The sequence below is a fragment of the Actinomycetospora sp. CA-101289 genome, assembly GCF_050955895.1.
Classification (GTDB): Bacteria; Actinomycetota; Actinomycetes; order Mycobacteriales; family Pseudonocardiaceae; genus Actinomycetospora.
In genome coordinates this window covers 3,048,852-3,072,120 of sequence record NZ_CP192093.1, presented here as the reverse complement: position 1 = coordinate 3,072,120, position 23,269 = coordinate 3,048,852, and the positions used below count along the sequence as shown (strand labels likewise).

The window sequence follows — 23,269 nt, the reverse complement described above, 5'->3', positions numbered from 1 at the left end:
CCTAGGCGTGTCCGGGGGCTGCGGTGCGGTCCGGGCGCGCCGCGGTGCGCCACAGCACGGTGAACACGACGGCGCCCAGCACCACCGACGCGGCCATCGCCGACGCCATCGGGACCGCCGACCGGCTTCCCGCGAGCCCCACCAGCGGGGCGACGCCCGCGCCGACCAGGAACTGCGCGGTGCCCAGCAGCGCCGACGCGCTCCCGGCGTGCTCGGGGTGGTCGGCGAGGGTCAGCGTGGTCGCGCTGGGCAGCACGAGGCCGACGCCGATCACCGTGACGACCAGGCCGGCCAGGATGCCCGCGAGCCCCACGTCGAGCAGCGCCGAGGTCAGGAGCACGCCGGTGCCCGCCATCGCGGTGACCAGGCCGATCGCCAGCAGCCGCTCCGGGCGCACCCGCCCCGACCCGGCGAGGCGCCCCGCCACCTGCACCGAGGCGACGATCGCCACCGAGTTCGCCCCGAACACCCCCGAGAAGCCCTGTGGCGAGAGCCCGTAGAGGTCCTGGAGCACGAACGTCGAGCCCGAGATGTAGGCGAACATGGCCGCGAACAGCAGGCCCGCGGCCAGCACGCACGCCACCACCCGGCGGTCGCCGAGCAGCACCCGGAACGACGCCAGCGTGGCCGCGGCGCTGCCCGAGCGCCGCCGCGTCGCGGGCAGCGACTCGCGCACGAACAGCAGGACGGCGAGCCCGGCCAGCGTCCCGTAGACGGCGAGGGCGACGAACACCCCGCGCCAGCTCGTCACCCGCAGCAGCTGGCCCCCGAGCACCGGCGCGAGGATCGGGGCGACGCCCGAGACGAGCATGAGCGTCGCGAACGACCGGGCCGCGGTGGTGGCGTCGCTGGTGTCGCGCACCACCGCCCGCGCCACGACGATGCCGACCGCGCCGAGCAGCCCCTGGGCCAGGCGCAGCGCGACCAGCACCCCGACGTTCGGCGCCACCGCGCACAGCGCCGACGCCACCGCGAACCCCGTGGCCCCGAGCAGCATCGGGCGGCGTCGGCCCAGCACGTCGGACAGCGGGCCGGCCACGAGCTGGCCCAGCGCCAGGCCGAGCAGGCACGAGGTCAGCGAGAGCTGCGCGATCGACGGGGTCGTCGCGAGGTCGGCGGTGAGCGTCGGCAGCGCGGGGAGGTAGGTGTCCAGCGACAACGGGGCGGCCGCGGTGAGGGCGCCCAGCACCAGCAGGCGCGCCCGGTGACCACCCCTCAGCGGGGGGCCTCCGCGTCGTCCTCGTCCTCGTCCTCGTCGTCGTCCTCGACCGCGAGCCAGCGCAGCAGGTGCTCGTGGACGTCGGGGTCGTTGAGCAGGTGGAAGTGGTGCGACGACGTCAGCGGCTCGACGTCGGTGATCGCGCCGCCCGCGGAGTCGACGGGCACCAGCAGGTCGCCCAGGGCGTTGGCCAGCGGGTGGTGCGGCGAGCTGGTCATGCAGGCGGCCACGGCGTGGTGCGAGGCGTGCGCCAGCAGCGGCACCTCGGTGTCGGACACGCCGGCCACGAGGTCGTGGATGCCCGCCGAGCGCCGGTCGAGGAACTCGGCCCAGGCGCGCGAGCGGGACCACCGCTGCAGCCGGGTGGCGAGCTGGTCGACGCGGTGGGCCAGCGGCGCCCCGCGGTGCGGGGAGCCGAGGTAGATCATCCGCCGCACCGCGCCGACCCACGGCTGGCCGGTCTGCACGGCGTGGTGGCAGGCGTGGCGCAGCATCAGCCCGCCCATCGAGTGCCCGACGAGGTCGAGGCGGCGGACCTCCACGGGCCACCGGTTCCACAGGTCGGTGAGCAGCAGCGAGAGCGCCGCGCCGTTGTCGGCGATGCCCAGGCCGGAGTTGTAGCGCAGCAGCAACGGGGTGGCGCCGATCGCCGAGCTCACGCGCTCGGCGTAGCCCTCCCCCGCGCTGGCCTCGCCGTAGAGGCGCCAGGCGTGCTCGGTCTCGCCGAGGCCGTGGACGAACAGCACGAGGTGGGTGAGGTCGCGCTCGGGGTGGTCGGCCACCACCGCGCGCAGCTCCTCGGGGTCGCCGGGCAGCTCGCCGTGCTCGTCGGCCACCGTCGAGGTGTAGAGCGCCATCGGGACGGCCAGGTCGTTGTCGAGGGCCACCATGTGGTCGCCGACGAGGCCGTTGATCGCCCCGGTGAGCACCGCGCCGGTGGGGCTGCCGGTGATCGGGCGCCACTCGCCGGGACGGGCGAGCGCCGCGGCCGCTCCGACGCCGCGGCCGGCGAGGTGGCCGATGCCGCGCACCGCGGCGTACACGCCGGTGCTGATGCCGTCGTGCATGACCTGCACGGGTTTCGACGCCGCGCCCAGGCCGACCCGGCGCAGCACGCCGAACACGGTGCCCGAGATGGCCTCGTGCGTGCCCTGCACCGGCCGAGACACGATGTCGACGGCCTCGGACGCGACACCGGCCGCCCCGCGGACCTCGTTGCGGTCCGGGCGGGACGGCCGGTCAACCTCGTCGCTCATGGCCTATACGGTACCTGGGGTCACAGGTACTGGCCGGTGTTCGACGCGGTGTCGATCTCCTTGCCCTGCGTCGCGCCCTTGCCGGTGACGAGCGTGCGGATGTAGACGATCCGCTCGCCCTTCTTGCCGGAGATCCGGGCCCAGTCGTCGGGGTTCGTCGTGTTCGGCAGGTCCTCGGACTCGGCGAACTCGTCGACCACCGCGTCCAGCAGGTGCTGCACGCGCAGCCCGGCCTGCTGGGACTCGAGGTGCGACTTGATCGCCGACTTCTTGGCCCGCCCCACGATGTTCTCGATCACCGCGCCGGAGTTGAAGTCCTTGAAGTACAGGACCTCCTTGTCCCCGTTGGCGTAGGTGACCTCGAGGAACCGGTTGTCGTCGGTCTCGGCGTACATCCGCTCGACGACCCGCTCGATCATGCCCTCGAGGCACGCCTGGCGGTTGCCGCCGAACTCGGCGATGTCCTCCTCGTGGACCGGCAGGCCCTCGATGAGGTACTTGCCGAAGATGTCGATCGCCGCCTCGGCGTCGGGGCGCTCGATCTTGATCTTCACGTCGAGCCGGCCCGGCCGCAGGATCGCGGGGTCGATCATGTCCTCGCGGTTCGAGGCGCCGATGACGATGACGTTCTCGAGCCCCTCGACACCGTCGATCTCGCTGAGGAGCTGCGGGACGATCGTCGTCTCGACGTCACTCGACACCCCGGAACCGCGGGTGCGGAAGATCGAGTCCATCTCGTCGAAGAACACGATCACCGGCGTGCCCTCGGACGCCTTCTCTCGCGCCCGCTGGAAGATCATCCGGATGTGCCGCTCGGTCTCGCCGACGAACTTGTTGAGCAGCTCCGGGCCCTTGATGTTGAGGAAGTGCGCCTTGATGTCGCGGCTGTCCTCGCCGCGGGTCTCGGCGACCTTCTTGGCCAGGGAGTTCGCCACCGCCTTCGCGATGAGCGTCTTGCCGCAGCCGGGCGGGCCGTAGAGCAGCACGCCCTTGGGCGGGCGCAGCTGGTAGGTGCGGAAGAGGTCCGCGTGCAGGAACGGCAGCTCCACCGCGTCGCGGATGCTGTCGATCTGCCGCGAGAGCCCGCCGATGTCGGTGTAGGCGACGTCGGGGACCTCCTCGAGGACGAGCTCCTCGACCTCGGCCTTCGGCACCTTCTCGTAGGCGTAGCCGACCTTCGTGTCGACCATCAGCGAGTCGCCGGGCTTGAGCTCCGGTCCCTCGGCGCTCAGCAGGGAGTCGGCGAGGTGGATCACCCGCTCCTCGTCGGCGTGGCCGATGATCAGCGCGCGGGTGCGGCTGCCGTCCTCGTCGGTGAGGACCTCCCGCAGCGCGCAGACCTCGCCGATGCGCTCGTAGGTGCCCGCCTCGACGACGGTGAGCGCCTCGTTGAGCCGCAGGGACTGGCCACGCGTGAGGTCGGCGGTCTCGACCGCCGGCGACACGGCCACGCGCATGCGGCGACCCGAGGTGAACACGTCCACCGTCGAGTCCTCGTGCGCCTCGAGGAACACGCCGTAGCTGGACGGCGGCTGGGCGAGCCGGTCGACCTCCTCGCGGAGGGCCACGAGCTGCGCCCGCGCCTCCTTGAGCGTGTCGGTGAGCTTGTCGTTGCGCTCGCTCAGCTGGGCCACGCGCTGCTGCGCCTCGCCGAGACGCTGCTCGAGGATGCGCGCGTGCCGAGGGGATTCGGTCAGCTTGCGACGCAACAGTGCGACCTCGTCCTCGAGGAAACGCACCTGTGCTGCCATGTCCGCCGCGCCGCGGTCACCGCGGTCCCGGCCGTGGTCGGATCGGCCCCTGGGGTCGTCGTCAGTCGTCACGGCGCCCTCCTCCGCTACTCCGTGGCGCAACCGTACCCGCGAATCGAGGTGTCCGTGGAGTAGCGTTCTGGTGACGGAGTTCTCACGCACCCCCCTTGCGCAGCGTCACCGTGGGTGATTCTCCCACCACGGAGGATCACCGCTGTTCACCCTCGGTCGCCCCTCGCGGGATCACGCGCCCCGTCAGCCCCGACTGGGCCTGCGCTGCACCCTCGGTGGTGTCACACCATCGGCGAGCCGCCGGGCGGTGAGCAGGAAGGCCGTGTGCGCGATCATCCGGTGCTCCGGGCGCACCGCGAGGCCCACCGCGTGCCACGGGCGGACCATCGACTCCCAGATCTGCGGCTCGGTCCAGCAGGCCTGCTCGCGCAGCGCCTCGGTCAGCGCCGAGAGCTGCGTCGTCGTCGCCACGTACCCGACGAGCACCCCACCCGGGATGAGCGTGGCGCGCACGACGTCGAGCAGCTCCCAGGGCGCTGCCATGTCGAGCACGACGCGGTCGGCGGTCCCGCCCGGCTCCGTCGGGTCGTGGTCAGCGAGGTCGCCGACGCGCAGGTCCCAGGTCGCGGGGCGCTCGCCGAAGAAGCGCTCGACGTTGGTCACCGCGTGCTCGGCGTGGTCGGCGCGGACCTCGTAGGAGCGCACCTGCCCGGTCGGCCCCACCGCGCGCAGGAGGCTGCAGGTCAGCGCGCCCGAGCCCGCGCCGGCCTCGAGCACCCGCGCGCCGGGGAAGACGTCGCCCCACATGACGATCTGTGCGGCGTCCTTGGGGTAGATCACCTGGGCGCCGCGCGGCATCGCCAGCACGTAGTCGGGCAGCAGCGGGCGCAGCGCGAGGTACGGGGTGTTGGCCGCGGAGAGCACGACGCTGCCCTCGGGGGCGCCGATCAGCTTGTCGTGGGCGATCGCCCCGCGGTGCGTGTGGTAGCTCTGCCCGCGCTCGAGGACGAGGCTGAAGTGCCGGCCCTTGGGGTCGGTGAGCTGCACCCGGTCGCCGGGGAGGAAGGGCCCGCTGCGCGCCGGGCCGCGCTCGTCGTCGACCTGGTCGGCATCGTCCTCGGCGGGCGGGTCCTCGGCGACCTCTCCCTCGGTGTGCACGACCGGTCACCCTAGGCGCGGGGTCGGCGCGGGTTCCGCGGCCCCGGGTGCGAGGGGCACGGTGAGCAGGCGCCGGGGCCTCTCGATCATGCGCACCGTGCCCCTCGCGGAACACGGCGGCCCATGATCGCTCCGGGTGCTCCGTCGACCCCGTGTGACGGGCTTGCAGGAGCACCGGGAGCGATCACCGCCCGCCCCGGCGCCGCGCGAGAGCGGACAGGAGCTGTCGGGGTGCTCATCTAGCCTGCCGATCGTGACCACCGGGGACGTGACGACCGCGGCGCCGGCGCGTGCGCCCGCGCTCTCGCCGTCCCGGGCCGCGGACTTCCGGCGCTGCGCCCTGCTCTACCGCTTCCGGGCGATCGACCGGCTGCCCGAGGCACCCTCGCCCGCCGCCCTGCGCGGCACCGTCGTCCACGCCGTGCTCGAGCGGCTGCACGACCTCGAGCCCGGCGCCCGCTCCGGCGACGCCGCCCGGGCGCTCGCGCGCGACGTCCTCGACGGCCTCGAGCCCGACGACCGCGCGCTCCTCGGCCGCGAGCCGGGCGTCGACGCGCTGCTCGCCCGCTATCTCGACCTCGAGGACCCGCGGGCCGTGACGTCGGAGGCCCGCGAGCTGCTCGTCGAGGCGGAGCTCGACGACGGGACGCCCCTGCGCGGGGTGGTCGACCGCCTCGACGCCGGGCCCGACGGGCTGACGGTGATCGACTACAAGTCGGGGTCGGCGCCGCCGGTGCGCGGCGAGCTGCGGGCGCTGTTCGGGGTCCGCTTCTACGCCCTGCTGGTCGCCCGCACCCGCGGCGTCGTGCCCACCGTCCGCCTGCTGCAGCTCGGCGACGCGACGACGCTGACGCTGCGCCCCACCGCCGACGAGCTCGGGCGCTTCGCCGGCGTCCTGCGGGCGGTCTGGGCCGCGATCCGCCGCGCCGCGCCCACCGGCGACTTCCGCCCGAACCCCGGCCCCGGCTGCGCGTTCTGCTCGTTCCGCGAGCAGTGCCCGGCGCAGGGCGGCACGCTCCCGCCGTACCCCGGCCCGCCGCCGACCCTGGCCCACGCGACGACCACGGCCGCCCCGCTTCCCCTCCCCCGACCCCGCTCCGGAGAGCCCACGTGACCGTCACCGAGCCGTTCTTCCGGCTGCTGCCGCCCGCGACGGGGAGCGCCGCCGACCCGCCCGGCACGCAGCGGGTGTTCGCCACCGGGTCCACCGCCGGCCCCTGGTTCCCCGACGGGCAGCACATGGGCCCGCCCAGCGCCCTGCTCGTGCGCGCGCTCGAGGCCTGCGACCCGCGCCCCGAGATGCTGCTCTCGCGGTTCACCGTCGAGGTGCTCGGGCGCGTGCCGATGGGCGAGCTGACGGTGTCGAGCCGGGTCGAGCGCGCCGGGCGCACCATCGAGCTCGTGTCCGCCGAGATCGCCGCCGAGGGTCGGGCGGTCGCCCGCGCCGCGGGCTGGCGCCTGGCGGTCACCGACACGGCGGCCGCCGCCACCGCGCCCGGACCGTCGATGCCCGGGCCGGAGGACGGCCGCGAGATCCCCACTCCCGAAGGCTGGCTGCCCGGCTACCTCGACGCCCTCGAGTGGCGCTGGCTCTCGGGGCACCTCGGCGAGTCCGGGCCCGGGCGGGCGTGGGGCCGGCTGCGGGTCCCCGTGGTCGGGGGCGAGGAGCCCACGCCGTGGCAGCGCCTCGCCGCCGTCGCCGACTCCACCAACGGCGCCGCGTCGCGGCTCGACCTCAACGCCTGGCTGTTCGTCAACACCGACCTCACGCTGCACGTCCACCGCGCGCCGCGCGGCGAGTGGATCGGGCTCGACGCCGACAGCGTCATCGGGCCGGAGGGCCTGGGCACCGCGTTCTCGGTGCTCCACGACGGGGACGGCCCGGTCGGGCGTGCCGCTCAGGCCCTCACCGTCCGGCCCCGCTGAGTCCTACCGGCCGTTGCCGGCGCCGATGGCGCGGCACGACTGCAGCGACGAGGTCACGATGCCCGTGCACCCGATGTCGGCGAGCTCGTCCATGATGTCGTTGACGCGCTTGCGCTCCACCATCGAGCGCACGGCGACGAACTTCTCGTCCGACAGGGGCGCCACGGTGGGCGACTCGATGCCCGGCGTCAGCTGGACGGCCCGGTCCTTGAGGTCCACGGGGCAGTCGTAGTCGAGCATCACGTAGCGGCGGGCGTACACCACGCCGCGCAGGCGCTCGACGAAACGCGACTTGTCCCGCTCGGTCTGCGCCGAGTCGGGCGCCTGGTCGAACTTCGCGTTGCGGTCGATGATCACCGCCTGTGACTCGGTGATCGGCTCGCCGATGGCCACGAGACCGTGCTGGGCCAGCGTCCGTCCCGAGCTGACGACGTCGGCGATGGCGTCGGCCACCTGCAGCTCGATCGAGATCTCGACCGCGCCGTCGAGGCGGATGACGTCCTTGGCCGCGATGCGCTGCTGGGCCAGGTTGGCGCGCACGAGGCGGGGATAGGACGTCGCGATCCGCTTGCCGGCGAGGTCCTGGACCGTCCACTCGTTCTTCAACGGTGCGGCGTAGCGGAACTTCGAGTGCCCGAAGCCCAGCTGCAGCAGCTGCTTCACCGAGGCGCTCGACTCCTCGGTGAGGTCGTGGCCCGTGATCCCGAGGTGCAGCTGGCCCTCGGAGACGTAGGTCGCGATGTCCTTCGGCCGCAGGTAGAAGAACGTGACGCCGTTGGCCTCGTCCTGCAGGCTCAGGTCACGGCTGTCGGTGCGCTGCCGGTAGCCGGCGTCGCGCAGCATCGTCGACGCCTCCTCGGCGAGCGACCCCTTGTTGGGGACGGCGACGCGGAGCATGGGCCCTCCTCCTGACACCTGCAGGTGTCACTACAGGTGCTTGTAGACCTCGTCCAGCGTGAGACCGCGGCCCAGCATGATCACCTGGACGCGGTAGAGCAGCTGGGAGATCTCTTCGGCCAGCTTGTCGTCGGTCTCGTACTCGGCGGCGATCCACACCTCGCCGGCCTCCTCGAGCACCTTCTTGCCCTGTGCGTGCACCCCGGCATCCAGGGCCTCCACGGTCCCGGATCCCGTGGGCCGGTCGCGCGCCTTGGCGGTCAGCTCGTCGAAGAGCCCGTCGAACGTCTTCACGTCGAGCCATCGTCGCACGCGGTCACGGGGGGTCGCACGCCACCGGATTCTCCCCCGAGACGGAGACGGTTCCCCCGGTGATCAACCGACGCGCCGTCCGGGCGTCCCGACGCGCCGAACGGACGATCACCTGGGCGAACCGACCGGGACGCTGGGCCGTACGGGCGAGGAGCGGACACGGAGCCGGATCTCGTCGTCCCTCGGGCAGAGCAGGGCCGGATCACGGAGCGCTCAGTGTGCGGCCGCCCGCGTCCGGTGGTCGCCACCATCGAGGGTCTCCCCCGCCAGCGCGGCCCGCAGGTCGGCGACGGTGAGCCCGACGAGGCTCTCCCGCCACACACGGTGCTCCCCGCCCTCCACCGCCACCTCGGCGGGGACGACCAGCACGGTCGCGCCGGCGGCGACCGCCGAGCGGGTGCCCGTCGGCGAGTCCTCCACCGCGACGCACGCGTGCGGGTCGACCCCGAGCAGCTCCGCCGCCAGCCGGTAGGGCGCCGGGTCCGGCTTCGTCGCCGCCACCTCGTCCCCGCACACCGTGACGTCGAAGAACCCGCGCCCGATGGTGTCCAGCGCGACGTCGGTGAGCTCGCGGTAGGTGCTCGTGACCAGGGCCGTGGGCACCCCCGCCGCCCGCACGGCCGCCAGCGCCTCGCGGGCGCCCGGGCGCCACGGGACGCCGTGACCGAACACCTCGGCCGTGCGGTCGATCAGCCAGCGGCCGTCGGCCGTGACGCCGTCCGGGTCGTCGGGGTCGAGGCCGACCTCGGCCCGCACCGCGCGCACGGTGCGGTCGAGGCTCGACCCCGTGAGGTCCTCGCGGGTGGCCGCCGACAGCTCGCCGCCGAGACGCTCGGCGAGCTCGCCGATGGTCACCGACCACAGGCCCTCGGTGTCGACCAGCGTGCCGTCCATGTCCCAGAGGACGGCCGCCAGCTCAGCGCCCACAGAGATCAGGCATTGAAGTACTTGGCCTCCGGGTGGTGCACGACGAGCGCGTCGGTCGACTGCTCGGGGTGCAGCTGGTCCTCGTCGGAGAGCTCGACGCCGATGCGGCCCGGCTCGAGGAGGTCCACGACCTTCACGCGGTCCTCCACGTTCGGGCAGGCGCCGTAGCCCAGCGAGTAGCGGGCGCCCCGGTAGCCGAGCTTGAAGTACTCCTCGACCTTCTCGGGGTCGGAGTCGGCCATCACCGAGCCGTCGGAGAAGCCGAGCTCCTCGCGCACGCGGCGGTGCCAGTACTCCGCGAGCGCCTCGGTGAGCTGCACGCCCAGGCCGTGGACCTCGAGGTAGTCGCGGTAGGAGTTGTTCGCGAACAGCTCGTTGGCGAAGTCGGCGATGGGCTGGCCCATCGTCACGAGGTTCATCGGCATGACGTCGACGCCGCCGAGCTCGATCGCCTCCTCCTTGGTGCGGAAGAAGTCGGCCAGGCACAGGTGCCGGTCGCGACGCTGGCGCGGGAAGGAGAAGCGGTAGCGCTCCTTGGCCTCGGGGTCGGCCTCGTCGAGGACGATGACGTCGTTGCCCTCGGAGATCACCGGGAAGTAGCCGGCGACGACGGCGGCGTGGGCGAGGATGCCCTCGGACTGCAGCCGGTCGAGCCAGTACCGCATGCGGGGCCGGCCCTCGGTCTCCACCAGCTCCTCGTACGACGGTCCGTCGCCGCCCTTGGAGCCGCGCAGGCCCCACTGCCCGAAGAAGGTCGCGCGCTCGTCGAGCAGCCCGGCGAAGTCCTTGAGCCGGATGCCGCGGACGACGCGCGTGCCCCAGAACGGGGGCTGCGGGACCTCGATGCGCCGGGCGACGTCGGAGTGGTCGGGAATCTCCTCGGGCTCGGCCTCCGCCTCGCGCTTGGCCTGGATGCGCTTGGAACGCTCGCGGCGCTCCTTGCGCTCGGCCATCTTCGCGGCCTCGGCGTCGGAGCGCTCCGTGTCGCCGGCCATCACGGTGTCCATGAGGCTCAGGCCCTCGAACGCGTCCTTCGCGTAGCGCACGTCGCCCTGGTACAGCTCGCCCAGGTCGTTCTCGACGAACGAGCGGGTCAGCGCGGCGCCGCCGAGCAGCACCGGGTACTTCTGCGCGACGCCGCGGTCGTTCATCTCCTTGAGGTTGTCCTTCATGACCACGGTGGACTTCACCAGCAGCCCGGACATGCCGATCGCGTCGACCTTGTTCTCCTCGGCGGCCTCGAGGATGGCGTTGATCGGCTGCTTGATGCCGATGTTGACCACGTCGTAGCCGTTGTTCGACAGGATGATGTCGACGAGGTTCTTGCCGATGTCGTGGACGTCGCCCTTGACCGTGGCCAGCAGGATCTTGCCCTTGCCGCCGTTGTCGTCGGCCTCCATGTGGGGCTCGAGGTAGGCCACCGACGCCTTCATGACCTCGGCCGAGGCGAGCACGAACGGCAGCTGCATCTTGCCGGCGCCGAAGAGCTCGCCGACGGTCTTCATGCCCGCGAGCAGCGTCTCGTTGATGATCTCGAGCGGGTCCTTCTCCTCCATCCCCGCGTCGAGGTCGGCCTCGAGGCCGTTGCGGTCGCCGTCGACGATGCGGCGCTCGAGCCGCTCGAACAGCGGCAGGGCGGCGAGCTCCTCGGCGCGGGCGTCCTTGGCCGACGACGCCGAGACGCCCTCGAAGATGCCCATGAACTGCTGGAGGGGGTCGTGCTTCTCGCGGCGGTCGTAGACGAGGTCGAGCGCGGCCTCGCGCTGCTCCTCGTCGATCTGCGACATCGGCAGGATCTTCGAGGCGTTGAGGATCGCGGAGTCCAGGCCGGCCTCGACGCACTCGTTGAGGAACACCGAGTTGAGCACCTGGCGCGCGGCCGGGTTGAGGCCGAACGAGATGTTCGACAGACCGAGCGTGGTCTGGACCTCGGGGTAGCGCTCCTTGAGCTGCTTGATCGCGTTGATCGTCTCGATGCCGTCCTTGCGGACCTCCTCCTGACCGGTGGAGATCGGGAAGGTCAGGCAGTCGATGATGATGTCCTCGACGCGCATGCCCCAGTTCTCGGTCAGGTCCTCGATGAGGCGGAAGGCGACGCGCGTCTTCCACTCCGCCGTGCGGGCCTGCCCCTCCTCGTCGATGCACAGACCGACGACGGCGGCGCCGTGCTCCTTCGCGACGGTCATGATCTTGATGAAGCGCGAGTCCGGGCCGTCGCCGTCCTCGTAGTTCACCGAGTTGACCGCGCTGCGGCCGCCGAGCTGCTCGAGGCCGGTCTGCAGGACCTCGGGCTCGGTGGAGTCGAGCACGACCGGCAGCGTCGACGCGGTGGAGACGTCGTGGGCCAGGCGGTCCATGTCGGCGGCGCCGTCGCGGCCGACGTAGTCGATGCAGAGGTCCATGAAGTGCGCGCCCTCGCGGGTCTGCGCCTTGGCGATCTCCACGCACTGCTCGTAGTCGTCCTCGACCATCGCCTCGCGGAACGCCTTCGACCCGTTGGCGTTCGAGCGCTCGCCGATCATCAGCAGTCCGGTGTCCTGGCGGAACGGCACGGCCTGGTACACCGACGCGAGGCCCGGCTCGGGCTTCGGGTCGCGGGTGGCCGGGGTGAGCTCACGGCACGTGTCGGCCAGCGCCTTGACGTGCTCGTTCGTCGTGCCGCAGCAGCCGCCGACGAGCTGGAGCCCGTAGTCGGTGATGAAGGAGGCGCAGTAGTCGGCGAGCTCCTGGGGCTGCAGGGGGTACTCGGGGCCGTTCGGCCCGAGCTCGGGCAGGCCGGCGTTGGGCATCACCGAGATCGGGATGCGGCTCTGGCGGCTGAGGGCCCGGAGGTGCTCGCTCATCTCGGCCGGGCCGGTGGCGCAGTTGAGGCCGATCGCGTCGATGCCCAGCGGCTCGAGCGCGGTCAGCGCCGCGGTGATCTCCGAGCCGACGAGCATCGTGCCCGTGAGCTCCACGGTGACGTGGCAGAACACCGGGATGCGGTGGCCGTACTCGTTCATGGCCCGGTAGGCGCCGAGGATGGCCGACTTGGCCTGCAGGAGGTCCTGGCAGGTCTCGACGAGCACGCAGTCCGCGCCGCCCTCGAGGGCGCCCAGGACCGACTCCTTGTAGTGGTCGCGCAGCAGGGCGAACGGCGCGTGGCCCAGGGTCGGCAGCTTGGTGCCGGGGCCGTTGGAGGCGAAGACGAAGCGCGGGCGGTCGGGCGTCGAGTACTCGTCGGCGGCCTGACGGGCGATCTTGGTGCCCTCGAAGGCGAGCTCGCGGACGCGGTCCACGATGTCGTACTCGTTGAGGTTGGCCCAGTTGGTGCCGAAGGTGTTGGTCTCGATGATGTCGGCGCCGGCCTCGAGGTGCCCCTGGTGCACCTTGAGCACGGCGTCCGGCCGCGAGACGTTGAGGATCTCGTTGCAGCCCTCGAGCTGCTCGAAGTCGTCGAGCGAGAGATCCTGGTCCTGCAGCGCGGTCCCCATGGCACCATCGCCGATGAGGACCCGGGAGTGCAGTGCGGACAGGAATGCAGACTCACCCGAAGTAGTCATCACACGATCGTAACGTGATCGAGGACCTGCGCCGGGCGCACTGCGAGCCGCGTCACGGCACGTAGGCTGTCCGCGTGTCCTTGTCCGACGACCTTCCCGACGAGCCCGAGCCCACCGGACCGAGCGAGGACGAGGAGACGTCTCCGCAGGTCAGCGTCCCGCGCGACGCCCCCGTGATGCTCGCCGCGTTCGAGGGCTGGAACGACGCGGGAGACGCGGCCAGCACCGCGGTGGAACACCTCGCGCTCCACTGGGACGCCACCGAGCTGACCGCGATCGACCCCGACGAGTACTACGACTTCCAGGTCTCGCGACCCACCGTGCGCCTCGTCGACGGCGTCAGCCGCGAGATCGACTGGCCCACCACGCGCCTCCACCGCTGCCGCCCGCCGGGCTCGGCGCAGGACCTCATCCTCGTGCGCGGCATCGAGCCCAACATGCGCTGGCGGGCGTTCTGCGCCGAGGTCATCGCGCAGGCCCAGGAGCTCGGCGTCGGCACCGTGATCACGCTCGGGGCGCTGCTGGCCGACACCCCACACACCCGCCCGGTCCCGGTCACCGGCACGTCGTTCGACAAGGCGTCCGCCGCGCGCTACCGGCTGCAGCGCTCGCGCTACCAGGGGCCCACCGGCATCGTCGGGGTCCTCCAGGACGCCTGCGTGCAGGCCGGCTTCCCCGCCATCTCGTTCTGGGCCGCCGTGCCGCACTACGTCTCTCAGCCGCCCGCGCCCAAGGCCACGATCGCGCTGCTGCAGCGGGTCGAGGAGGTCCTCGACGTCGAGGTGCCCCTCGGCGGGCTGCCCGAGCAGGCCGAGAAGTGGGAGCGCACGGTCTCGGAGATGGCGGACGAGGACGACGAGGTGCGCGAGTACGTCAAGGCCCTCGAGGAGGCCGGCGACGCCGAGACCGACCTCGAGGAGGCCTCGGGCGAGGAGATCGCCGCCGACTTCGAGCGCTACCTGCGCCGGCGCGGCCCCGGCGGCACGGCCGGCGGCCCGCCCGGGCCCGGCAAGGGTCCCTGGGAGCGGTGACCGGGGCACCCCCTCGCCCGACCGTCGCCCGCGTCCGGGTCGCCGCCCTCTACGCGGGCGGGTTCCTCGGCCCGTTCGGCGGCGGGATCACCGCGTCGATGCTGCCCGAGCTGGGCGCCGACCTCGGCATCTCCCCGTCGGCGGCGTCGGCGTCGCTGACGGCGTACCTGCTGCCGTTCGCCCTGCTCATGCTCGTGTCGGGCACGCTGGGCCAGCGCTGGGGCGCCGCGCGCACGGTGCGCACGGCCTACGTCGCCTACGTGGCGTTCTCGCTGCTCGCGGCCGTGGCGACGGCGGGGTGGCTCTTCCTGGGGGCGCGGGCGCTGCAGGGCGCGGCCAACGCCTTCACCACGCCGCTGCTGCTCAGCTCGCTCGCCGCGGCCACGCCGCCGGAGCGCCTCGGCCGGGCGCTCGGGGTCATGGGCTCGCTGCAGGCGGCCGGGATGACCTTCGCGCCGCTGGTCGGGGGGCTCGCCGCGGCGGTCGACTGGCGCGCGGCGTTCGTCGGCGTCGCGCTCGTCGCCGCCCTGCTGGCCGCCGCCGGGCTGCCCGCGGACCCGCCCGGTGACCCGGCCGAGCGTCCCCGCCTGCGCGACGCCTGGCGCCCGCCCGTCCTGCGGCTGGGGCTCGTCGCGGGGCTGGCGTGGGCGGCGCTGGGCGGCCTGGCGTTCCTCGTCGCGCTGCGCGTGGAGGACGCGTTCACCCTCGGCGCCGGGCTGCGCGGGGCGCTGCTGACCGGGTTCGGGATCGTCGGGCTGCTCACCGCGCGCCTCGTCGGCGCCGGCGTCGACCGTGTCGGGCCGCGCGTGACGATCCGGGCGGGCGCGGTCCTCGGGGCCGTGCTCGTCGCCGCCGTGGGCCTGTTGCCGTCGGCGATCGCCGTGGCCGCGGTGTGGGCGCTGGCCGGGGCGGCCGCGCAGCTCGTGCTGGTCGGCGTCAACACCCTGGTGCTGCGCGGCGGGACCGCGGGCGGGGTGTCGGTGGTGCAGGCCGGGCGCTTCCTGGGGGCGTCCGCCTCGCCGGCGCTGTTCCTCGGGGCGTACCACCTCTCCCCCGTCGCCGGGTTCGGGCTCGCCGGCATCGTCCTGCTCGCGGCGGCGGGGCTCACGCCGCGGCGGTGAGCGTCGGCCCGGCGCCCGCGAGGGGCACGTTCGACATGATCGACAGGGCTCCACGCCTGCCGAACGTGCCCCTCGCGCGCCGGCGCGGTGGGAATGCTCAGGCAGCGACGAGCCGGCGCGCCCCGGGCAGCGCCAGCGCGCCGGCGGCGACGGCCGCGAGGACGGCCAGCCCGGCGAGCGGTCCGGTGAGGTCGCCGCCGACCGCGAGGGCCGAGATCGCGAACGGCACCCCGAAGCCCAGGTAGGCGCAGGCGTAGAACGTGCCGGTCAGCGCGCCGCGCTCGTCGGGGCGGGCGAGCCGGGCGACGGTCGCGAGGCCCGACGCGAGGCAGAGCCCGTAGCCGGCGCCGAGGAGCAGCGACGCCGGGAGCAGCAGGGGCCAGGTGTCGAGCGCGAGCCCGGCGAGGGCGACCCCGAGGCCGAGCGCACCGAGCGCCATCCCCAGCGGCCCGGCACGCGGGGCACCGAGGCGGCGCTGCAGCGGCGGCACCAGCGCCCCGGTGGACAGGGTGACCCCGGCGACGATCCCGGCGACCGCGACGGCGATCCCGGGCATCTGCGGGGTGAGCAGCAGCGGCAGCACGGTGGCCGCGGTGGACGGGAACGTGAACACCCCGACCGCGATCGGCACGACCACCAGCAGGAACGGCCGCCGCGTCCCCGCCGGCACCCCGAGGTTGACCACCGGTCCGGCCACGCGTCGGCGCTCGGGCGTCAGCGTCTCGGGGACCGCGGCGAGCAGCGCGATCGCGACGACCATGAGCGCGACGTGCACGAGGTAGGGCAGCACGGTCGGCCACGGGGTCCACTGGCCGAGCAGCCCGGCGGTGAGCGGTCCCGCCGCCCAGCCGGCGGCGAGAGCGATCGTGGTGAGGCGGGCCGAGCGCCCGGGCTCGCCGACCAGCTCGCCCAGCCAGGCGGTGCCGACGCTGAACACCACCCCGGACACGGCGCCCTGGAGGAAGCGGCCTGCGAACAGCACGACCACCGACGACCCGGCGGCGAGGAACAGCACCGAGACCAGCCCCGCGAGCGCCACGAACGGCACGACCACCGGCCGGCGTCCGCGGCGGTCCGACGCCGGGCCCGCGAGCAGCAGCGCCGGGATCAGCCCCGCCGCGTACACCCCGAACGCCGCGGTGAGGACGTTCGGGCCGAGTCCGAGGGTGTCGCGGTAGACCAGGAGCAGCGGGGTGGGCACGTTCGTGCCGAAGGCGACGACGAACACGACGGTCCACAGCGCCGCGACGGGCGTGCCCCTCGCTCCCCGGGCTCCCGCGCGCCGCATGGGGGCACCCTGCACCACCCGCGGCGGCGGTGTCCCGGGTCAGCGGGCGGTCTGCGCCGCGAGGGGGTCGAGGGTCGGGCCCCGGGGCAGGAGGTCGAGGACGCTGCGCGGCGCAGGGCGCGGGGTCCCCAGCCCCAGGGCGGCGGCGGCCGCCCGGTCCGGGACGGCGAACACCCGCCCGCCCGGGTCGACGAGCACGCCGCCCGCGGGGTCGGCCGGCGCGCCGGGCGCCACGGGCACGACGTAGACCCCGCCGCCCGCCACCCGGGCGCCGTCCAGCGGCGGGCCCACCAGCGGCGTCGGCTCCGCGGGGCCCGGGAGCGCCGACGCGGCGAACACCGTCGCGGCACCCGAGGCGTCGGCGCGCACGCAGGTGGTGGTGGCCTGGTCGTAGGTGACCAGGCGCGGGAACGCCGACGGGTAGGCGGCGACGTCGACGACCGCGACGCGCGGGGCGGCCGCGAGGCGCCCGGCGGGCACGGCGGCGATGCCCGGGTCGGCCGCCGGGTCGGGGTTGGCGAAGCGCGCGAGCTGCGCGACGACCGCGGGCACCTCCTGCACCCCGGTGGCCGCCACGAGGTGGAAGCGGGCGCCGTCCGGGCTGACGACGGCCCCGACGGGGACGCCGAGCGCCGCGGTGCGCGCGTCGGTGGGCGCGGCGCCGCTGCCCGGCACGATCACCGGCGCAAGCGGCGGGCCCTCGGGCAGCGTGCCCAGCAGGGCCGGGCTCGCGGAGCGCGGGCGGGCGCCGGTGAGGTTCAGCCCGCGCACCACCGAGCCGATCGTGGGGTCAATGCGCGCCCGCCGTCCCTCGTCGACCAGCCAGAACCCGTCCGGGCCCCGCAGCAGCAGCGCCTCGTCCGGCGCGACCGCCCGCCCGGGCGCGGGCACCCCGCCGAGTGCGACCGTGGTCAGCTCGGGGTCGGCGGCCGGGTCGGGCACCGAGGGGTCGAGCACCGCGCGGTCGCACACCGCCCACGCGTCGGGGACGGGCGCGGCGGGGTCGGGCAGCACGGACGGCGCCCCGGGGATGCCCGCCGGCGCGGTGCGCGGGGCCTCCGCCAGCGCGTCGTCGCGCACCGGGGTCGGCGGAGCGAGGACGTCGACGTTGCCCGCGGCGGCCGCGAGCAGGCGGGCCGAGGCGAGGTTCAGGGCCGGGACGAGGCGGTCGGGCCCGTGGGCGACGGCGTACAGCGCACCCGAGGGCTCGCCGCGCACCACCGCCTCGTCGCGCCACCCCTCGTCACCGCGGACCAGCCCGACCACCGCGAACCCGATCAGTGCGAGGACGCCCAGCACGGCCCCGACCAGCAGGGCGCGGTTCTGTCGCCGGCCTGGGTCGTGGCGGGGTGTCGGGTCGCGGCCGACCAGCGCGGACTCCAGGCGGCGCACGGCGAAGCGGTGCGCCTGGACCTGGGTCGCGGAGGGCGGCTCGGAGGGCACGACGCGATGCCTACCGCATCGCGGCGCCCGTCACTCGGCGATCCGGTGCTTCTCCAGGTCGGCGAGGTCGACCCACTCGAGCGTGCGGGCGTGGGTGGCCTCGAGGACGACGGGCGGGGCCACGCCCCCGTCGAGGGCCTCCTTCCAGCGGGTCGCGCACAGGCACCAGCGGTCGCCGGGCTGGAGGCCCGGGAAGCCGGCGTCCGGGCGGGTGAGGTCGTTGCCGCGCTCCGCGGAGAAGGTCAGGAACTCCTCGGTGACGCGGGCGCACACGGTGTGCACGCCGGCGTCGTCGGGACCGGTCTCGCAGCACCCGTTGCGGTAGAAGCCGGTCTTGGGGTCGTGACTGCAGTCGGCGAGCTCGCCGCCGAGGACGTTCTGGGCCATCTCCCCGGTTACCCCGTCAGCGGAGGGTGACCCCGAGCAGGGCGTCGACGGCGTCGCCGATGCGGGCGGGCCCGTCGGCCGTCCAGCCCTGCCCGCCCCGGCGGGTGAGCACCTCGTCGGCCCACGCGTCGATCGCGGCGAGCGCACCCGGGGTGTCGAGGTCGTCGGCCAGGTGCGCGCGCAGGCGGGTGATCGTGTCCTCGGGGTCGGGCCCGGTCGGCGCGGCCACGGCCTCGCGCCAGCGGTGCAGCCGCGCCTGCCCCGCGGTGAGCAGGTCGGCGGTCCACGAGCGGTCGGTGCGCCAGTGCCCGCTCATCAGGGCCAGGCGGACCGCCATCGTGTCGACGCGGTCGCCGCGCAGCCGCGAGACGAAGACGAGGTTGCCCTTGGACTTCGACATCTTCTCGCCGTCGAGCCCGATCATCCCGGCGTGGCAGTAGTGCCGGGCCAGCGGGTGCGCGCCCGTGAGCGCCTCGGCGTGGGCCGACCCGAACTCGTGGTGCGGGAACGCGAGGTCGGAGCCCCCGCCCTGGAGGTCGTACTGGTCGCCGAGGCGGTTGAGCGCGATGGCGGCGCACTCCACGTGCCAGCCCGGGCGCCCGTCGCCCAGGTCCGAGCCCCACGACGGCTCGCCCTCGCGGGCCATGCGCCACAGCAGCGCGTCGAGGGGGTGGCGCTTGCCGACGCGGTCGGGGTCGCCGCCGCGGTCCGGGAAGACCTCGAGCATCCGCTGCTCGCTGTAGCGCGAGACGTAGCCGAAGTCCCGGGTGGCGGTGTGGTCGTGGTAGACGTCCGGGAAGCGCTCGTCGTCGGCCCGGTACGCGGCGCCGCTGGCCAGGAGCTTGCCGACGAGCTCGCTGATCTCGTCGACCGCCTCGACCGCCCCGATGAACTCGCGCGGCGGGAGGATCCGCAGCGCCGCCATGTCCTCGCGGAACAGCGCCGTCTCCCGCATGCCGAGCACGACCCAGTCGTTGCCGTCCCGTGCGGCGCGGTCGAGCAGCGGGTCGTCGATGTCGGTGACGTTCTGGACGTAGTGCACGTCGTGGCCGGCGTCGAGCCACAGCCGGTGGATCAGGTCGAATGCCAGGTAGGTGGCCGCGTGACCCAGGTGCGTCGCGTCGTAGGGGGTGATGCCGCAGACGTACATCCGCGCCGTCGCGCCGGGCGCGGTCGGGCGGATGTCGCCGGTCGCGGTGTCGTGCAACCGCAAGGGGGGCGGGGAGCCGGGGAGCCGCGGGACGTCGACGGGTGACCACGCACGCATGACCCGAGCCTATGCCCGCCGCGGCGGGCGGCGCCCCGTCCGGACGCCCGGCGTGGTGAACCGCTCCCCCGTGCCCGGACGAACACTCCCCAGGACCCCGGCCGGGTCGGTCGACGGGGGCGTCATGGGCGAGCACGACGCTCCCGCACGAGATGACAGACCCGGCCGGGGTGGCCTGGAGCCGCGGGGGGGATCGGCTCCAGCCACGATCGAGCGTAACCGCTTTCGCACAACCGTGGCACGCCGTGGTCGAGGACGACGTCCGTTAGCCCGTGTGGTTGAACACGTTGTGCACCACCAAGCTCAGCGCCGGCGTCGACTCGCCAGGTAGTCACTCACCACGGCGGCCCCCAGACCGTCGAGATCCGGGTTCACGACCCGCCCGCCGGCACGCCGCGCGACCAGGTCGACGAACGCCTCCAGCCGCGGGTCCTCGCCGAGCATGAACACGGTCATCGCCGCGTGCAGCCGCGCCAGCGCGTCGACCTCGTTCAGCGTCGCCCGCAGCGTCTCCGGGCTCGGCGGGTAGTCGAACACCGCGTGCCCGTCGGTCTCGAGGTGCGCGGTCGGCTCGCCGTCCGTGACGACCAGGACCACGGGCGCCGCGTCGCTGTGCTTGCGCAGGTGCCGCCCCGCGAGCAGGAGCGCGTGGTGCAGGTTGGTGCCCTGCTCCCAGGCGCCCTCGAGCGCGGTGAGCTCGCCCAGCTCCACCTCCTTCGCGTGCCGCCCGAACGTGACGAGCTGCAGCGCGTCGCCCCGGAAGCGGGTCGAGACGAGGTGGTGCAGCGCCAGCGCCGTGCGCTTCATCGGGACCCAGCGCCCGTCGGCCACCATCGACCAGGAGGTGTCGACGCACAGCGCCACCGCGGCCCGGGTGCGCTGCTCGGTCTCGACGATCTCGACGTCCTGGACGTCGAGCAGGCGGTCGTCGCCCGCGGCGTGGCGCATCTCGGCGTTGAGCAGCGTCCGCGACACGTCCCAGCGCTCGGTGTCGCCGAACGACCACGGGCGTGTCGCGCCCGTCGCCTCCCCCGCCGCGCCGGAGCGCTGCGTCTCGCGCTCGCCGCGACGCGTGGAGATCGCGCCGACGACGTCGCGCAGCGACGACTCCCCGAGCTGGCGCAGCGCCTTCGGCGAGAGCATCAGCGAGCCGTCGGCGGCGCGCTCGAACACGCCCTGCGCCTCGAGCTCGCGCTGGAGCTCGGCCAGGCGCCGGGCGTCGACGCGGGCCTGCTCGCCGAGGGTCGCCTCGAGCGCCTCGAGGTCGATGTCCTCCATGCGCGCGCCCGGGTAGGACTGCGAGAGCTGCTCGGACAGGGCGTCCATCTGCCCGAGCTCCTCCATCGCCCGGGTCGCCTCGCCCATGCCCAGCGGCTCGTCGCCGCGGAACCGGCCCCGGCCCTGCCAGTCCTCGCCCGGGCGCATGCCCTGGAGCTGCTGGTCGAGCCGGGAGAGCTGCTCGGCGAGCCGCGGGTCGCCGAACGCCTGCTGCATGAGGCCCTCGAGCTCGGCGCGCTGCTCCGCCGACAGCGAGTTCATCATCCGCTGGGCCGCCGCCGCGCGTTCGGCCAGCAGGTCGATCAGCTCGTCGGTGGTCTGCGGGTTCTCCGGGAAGTACTGCCCGTGCTTGCCCATGAACTCGGCGAACTGCTCGGTGGTGTCCTCGCCGCGGCCGTGCGCCTCGAGCAGGTCGTTGAGGTCCGAGAGCATCTCGCGGACGGCCTCGACGTCCTCGGGCGTCGCGTTCTCCATCGCCTGCTTCATGCCCTGGAAGCGCTGGTCGAGCGCCTCGCGGCCCAGCAGGTCCTTGATGTCCTCGTACGCCTGGCGCGCCTCGGCGTTGCGCCAGTCGTAGTCCTCCAGCTCGCGCACCGCGCCCGCCGGCGACGGCGGCAGCGCGTCGAGCTGCATCTCGCGGAAGCGGGCGTCGTCGGAGTCCTCGGCCTGCAGCGAGTTCCGCTCGGCCTCCAGCGCGCGCTCGAGGAGCTCGCGGACCTCCTGCAGCGTCCCGTCCAGCCGGTGCTCGCGCTGCAGTTTGCTGCGCCGCTCGTTGAGCCGGCGCATCAGGTCGTCGAGACCCTGCTGCTCCCCCAGCCCGCGGCGCATCAGCTCGCGCATCGCCTGCCGCGGCGACGTGCCCTCCATGACGTCGCGGCCCAGCTCGTCCATCGCCGAGCGCAGGTCGAACGGCGGGGCGAGGGGGTCGGGACCGTCGTAGAACCGGCCGTAGGAGTACCGGCCGGCGCCGGCCTGGTCAGCCGCCATAGGTCACCGTGCCCTCGTCCGCGTCGTCGTCCTTGGCCAGCTTGCGGGTGAGGTAGAGGTGCTCGAGGGCCAGCTCGACCGCGCTGGCCAGCGGCCCCGGGGCCTCGGTGCCGGCGGCGCCGAGGCGCTCGGCCACGGTGTAGACCACCGAGAGCGACGGCAGCGCGTCGACCACCTGGCGGGCGGCGACCCGGTCGCCGGTGACGACGCGGCGGTCGCCCTCGAGGGCCGAGACGCCCTCGGCCAGCGGCGTCAGGTCCACGCCGGCCAGCCGGGCCCGGGCGGTCTCGGAGATCGAGCGGCGCAGCAGGTGCGTGAGCAGCTCGGCCTCGCGGCCCTCCTCGCCGGACTCGAACTCGAGCTTGCCGCGCAGCACCGGCGGCACGGCCTCGAGGTCGACGGGACGGGCGACGGGCGCGTCCTCGCCGGTCACGGCCGAGCGGCGCAGCGCCGCGGCCGCGACGGTCTCGGCGGCGGCGATCGAGAAGCGCGCCGAGACCCCGGAGCGCTGGTCGATCGCGCCCGAGGAGCGCAGGTGACGGGTGAAGCGGGCGATGACCTCGACGAGGTGGTCGGGCACCTCGGCCACGAGGTGGGCCTCCTGGCGCACCAGGGCGATCTCGCCGGCGATCTCCAGCGGGTAGTGCGTGCGGACCTCGGCGCCGAACCGGTCCTTGAGCGGGGTGATGATCCGCCCGCGGTTGGTGTAGTCCTCGGGGTTCGCGCTGGCCACGAGCATGATGTCCAGCGGCAGGCGCAGCGTGTAGCCGCGCACCTGGATGTCGCGCTCCTCCATGACGTTGAGCAGCGCGACCTGGATGCGCTCGGCCAGGTCGGGCAGCTCGTTGATCGTCACGATGCCGCGGTGCGCGCGCGGCACGAGGCCGTAGTGGATGGTCTCGGGGTCGCCCAGGCTGCGGCCCTCGGCGACCTTGACCGGGTCGACGTCGCCGATGAGGTCGGCGACGCTGGTGTCGGGCGTCGCCAGCTTCTCGGCGTAGCGCTCGGAGCGGTGGCGCCAGGAGATCGGCAGGTCGTCGCCCATCTCGGCCACCCGGCGGCGGCTGGCGGGGACGATCGGCTCGCCGGGGTGCTCGCCGATCTCGGAGCCCTCGATCACGGGGGTCCACTCGTCGAGCAGGGCGACGAGGCTGCGCAGCAGGCGGGTCTTGCCCTGCCCGCGCTCGCCGAGCAGGACGACGTCGTGACCGGCGAGGACGGCCCGCTCGAACTGCGGGAGCACGGTGCGGTCGAACCCGACGATGCCGGGCCAGGGGTCGGCGCCCGCGCGCAGGCGCGCGAGCAGGTTGTCGCGGAGCTCGGTGCGGACGCTCTTCGGCGTCGCCGCCGGGTGGCCGCTGCGGGCCAGCTCGCCGGCGGTGGTGGGGAGATCAGCAGGAGCGGAAGGAGTGCTCACACCTCCACGCTACGTCCGCGATCGGGATCCGGCTCCTCGCCGCGGAGATC

The 23,269-nt window shown here is 74.2% G+C and carries 18 protein-coding genes; 4 read left to right on the top strand and 14 right to left on the bottom strand.

The features are described from left to right. Position 1: 1 nt before the first annotated feature. The 4 genes from ACQPX6_RS15300 to ACQPX6_RS15285 form a co-directional block, all read right to left on the bottom strand. Positions 2-1,189 (bottom strand): multidrug effflux MFS transporter, encoded by a 1,188-nt coding sequence (locus tag ACQPX6_RS15300; protein ID WP_433788159.1) that lies wholly within the window; start codon positions 1,187-1,189, stop codon positions 2-4. 26 nt (positions 1,190-1,215) lie between these two features. Beyond that, positions 1,216-2,475 carry an esterase/lipase family protein gene (locus ACQPX6_RS15295; RefSeq protein ID WP_433788158.1) on the bottom strand — a complete coding sequence of 420 codons (1,260 nt, stop codon included), beginning with the start codon at positions 2,473-2,475 and terminating at the stop codon, positions 1,216-1,218. A 20-nt stretch (positions 2,476-2,495) separates the two neighbouring features. Then, positions 2,496-4,298: a proteasome ATPase gene (gene arc / locus ACQPX6_RS15290; protein ID WP_433788157.1), complete on the bottom strand. Its 1,803-nt coding sequence runs from the start codon at positions 4,296-4,298 to the stop codon at positions 2,496-2,498. 183 nt (positions 4,299-4,481) lie between these two features. After that, positions 4,482-5,396 (bottom strand): tRNA (adenine-N1)-methyltransferase, encoded by a 915-nt coding sequence (locus ACQPX6_RS15285; protein WP_433788156.1) that lies wholly within the window; start codon positions 5,394-5,396, stop codon positions 4,482-4,484. Positions 5,397-5,649: 253 nt separating this feature from the next. Here ACQPX6_RS15285 and ACQPX6_RS15280 point away from each other — a divergent pair, with 253 nt between their 5' ends. Then, complete coding sequence (locus ACQPX6_RS15280) at positions 5,650-6,510, top strand: RecB family exonuclease (protein WP_433788155.1); 861 nt, start codon at positions 5,650-5,652, stop codon at positions 6,508-6,510. Beyond that, positions 6,507-7,322, top strand: a complete 816-nt coding sequence (locus ACQPX6_RS15275) for a thioesterase family protein (protein WP_433788154.1) — start codon at positions 6,507-6,509, stop codon at positions 7,320-7,322. The genes ACQPX6_RS15280 and ACQPX6_RS15275 overlap by 4 nt, the downstream gene beginning before the upstream one ends. Positions 7,323-7,325: 3 nt before the next feature. Here the strand turns inward: ACQPX6_RS15275 and hisG are convergent, their stop codons facing one another. The 4 genes from hisG to metH all read right to left on the bottom strand — a co-directional run bounded on the left by hisG (position 7,326) and on the right by metH (position 13,000). Further along, positions 7,326-8,219, bottom strand: a complete 894-nt coding sequence (gene hisG, locus ACQPX6_RS15270) for an ATP phosphoribosyltransferase (RefSeq protein ID WP_433788153.1) — start codon at positions 8,217-8,219, stop codon at positions 7,326-7,328. Between the two features lie 30 nt (positions 8,220-8,249). Beyond that, on the bottom strand, positions 8,250-8,513 hold the full coding sequence (locus tag ACQPX6_RS15265; RefSeq protein ID WP_433788152.1) for a phosphoribosyl-ATP diphosphatase: 264 nt from the start codon (positions 8,511-8,513) through the stop codon (positions 8,250-8,252). Positions 8,514-8,744: 231 nt separating this feature from the next. Further along, entirely contained in the window at positions 8,745-9,467 is a 723-nt protein-coding gene (locus ACQPX6_RS15260) for an HAD family hydrolase (RefSeq protein WP_433788280.1), read from the bottom strand. Further along, on the bottom strand, positions 9,464-13,000 hold the full coding sequence (gene metH / locus ACQPX6_RS15255) for a methionine synthase (protein WP_433788151.1): 3,537 nt from the start codon (positions 12,998-13,000) through the stop codon (positions 9,464-9,466). Before metH ends, ACQPX6_RS15260 begins: the two co-directional genes overlap by 4 nt. 80 nt (positions 13,001-13,080) lie before the next feature. On the opposite strand from metH, the gene ACQPX6_RS15250 reads away from it, so the two are divergent. Both ACQPX6_RS15250 and ACQPX6_RS15245 read left to right on the top strand, forming a co-directional pair. Beyond that, positions 13,081-14,031, top strand: a complete 951-nt coding sequence (locus tag ACQPX6_RS15250; protein ID WP_433788279.1) for a PAC2 family protein — start codon at positions 13,081-13,083, stop codon at positions 14,029-14,031. Next, positions 14,028-15,152 carry an MFS transporter gene (locus ACQPX6_RS15245; protein ID WP_433788150.1) on the top strand — a complete coding sequence of 375 codons (1,125 nt, stop codon included), beginning with the start codon at positions 14,028-14,030 and terminating at the stop codon, positions 15,150-15,152. The genes ACQPX6_RS15250 and ACQPX6_RS15245 overlap by 4 nt, the downstream gene beginning before the upstream one ends. A gap of 97 nt (positions 15,153-15,249) precedes the next feature. Here ACQPX6_RS15245 and ACQPX6_RS15240 read toward each other — a convergent pair whose 3' ends face one another. From ACQPX6_RS15240 to ACQPX6_RS15215, 6 genes are all read right to left on the bottom strand, one after another. Further along, entirely contained in the window at positions 15,250-16,440 is a 1,191-nt protein-coding gene (locus ACQPX6_RS15240; protein WP_433788149.1) for an MFS transporter, read from the bottom strand. Between the two features lie 39 nt (positions 16,441-16,479). After that, positions 16,480-17,883, bottom strand: a complete 1,404-nt coding sequence (gene eccB / locus ACQPX6_RS15235) for a type VII secretion protein EccB (RefSeq protein ID WP_433788148.1) — start codon at positions 17,881-17,883, stop codon at positions 16,480-16,482. Between the two features lie 30 nt (positions 17,884-17,913). Then, positions 17,914-18,270 (bottom strand): DUF2237 family protein, encoded by a 357-nt coding sequence (locus tag ACQPX6_RS15230; RefSeq protein WP_433788147.1) that lies wholly within the window; start codon positions 18,268-18,270, stop codon positions 17,914-17,916. Positions 18,271-18,286: 16 nt separating this feature from the next. Further along, positions 18,287-19,537, bottom strand: a complete 1,251-nt coding sequence (gene mshC / locus ACQPX6_RS15225; RefSeq protein ID WP_433788146.1) for a cysteine--1-D-myo-inosityl 2-amino-2-deoxy-alpha-D-glucopyranoside ligase — start codon at positions 19,535-19,537, stop codon at positions 18,287-18,289. A 303-nt stretch (positions 19,538-19,840) separates the two neighbouring features. Continuing rightward, entirely contained in the window at positions 19,841-21,802 is a 1,962-nt protein-coding gene (locus ACQPX6_RS15220) for a VWA domain-containing protein (protein WP_433788145.1), read from the bottom strand. Then, positions 21,792-23,219 (bottom strand): ATP-binding protein, encoded by a 1,428-nt coding sequence (locus ACQPX6_RS15215; protein ID WP_433788144.1) that lies wholly within the window; start codon positions 23,217-23,219, stop codon positions 21,792-21,794. The genes ACQPX6_RS15220 and ACQPX6_RS15215 overlap by 11 nt, the downstream gene beginning before the upstream one ends. Between the last annotated feature and the right edge of the window lie 50 nt (positions 23,220-23,269).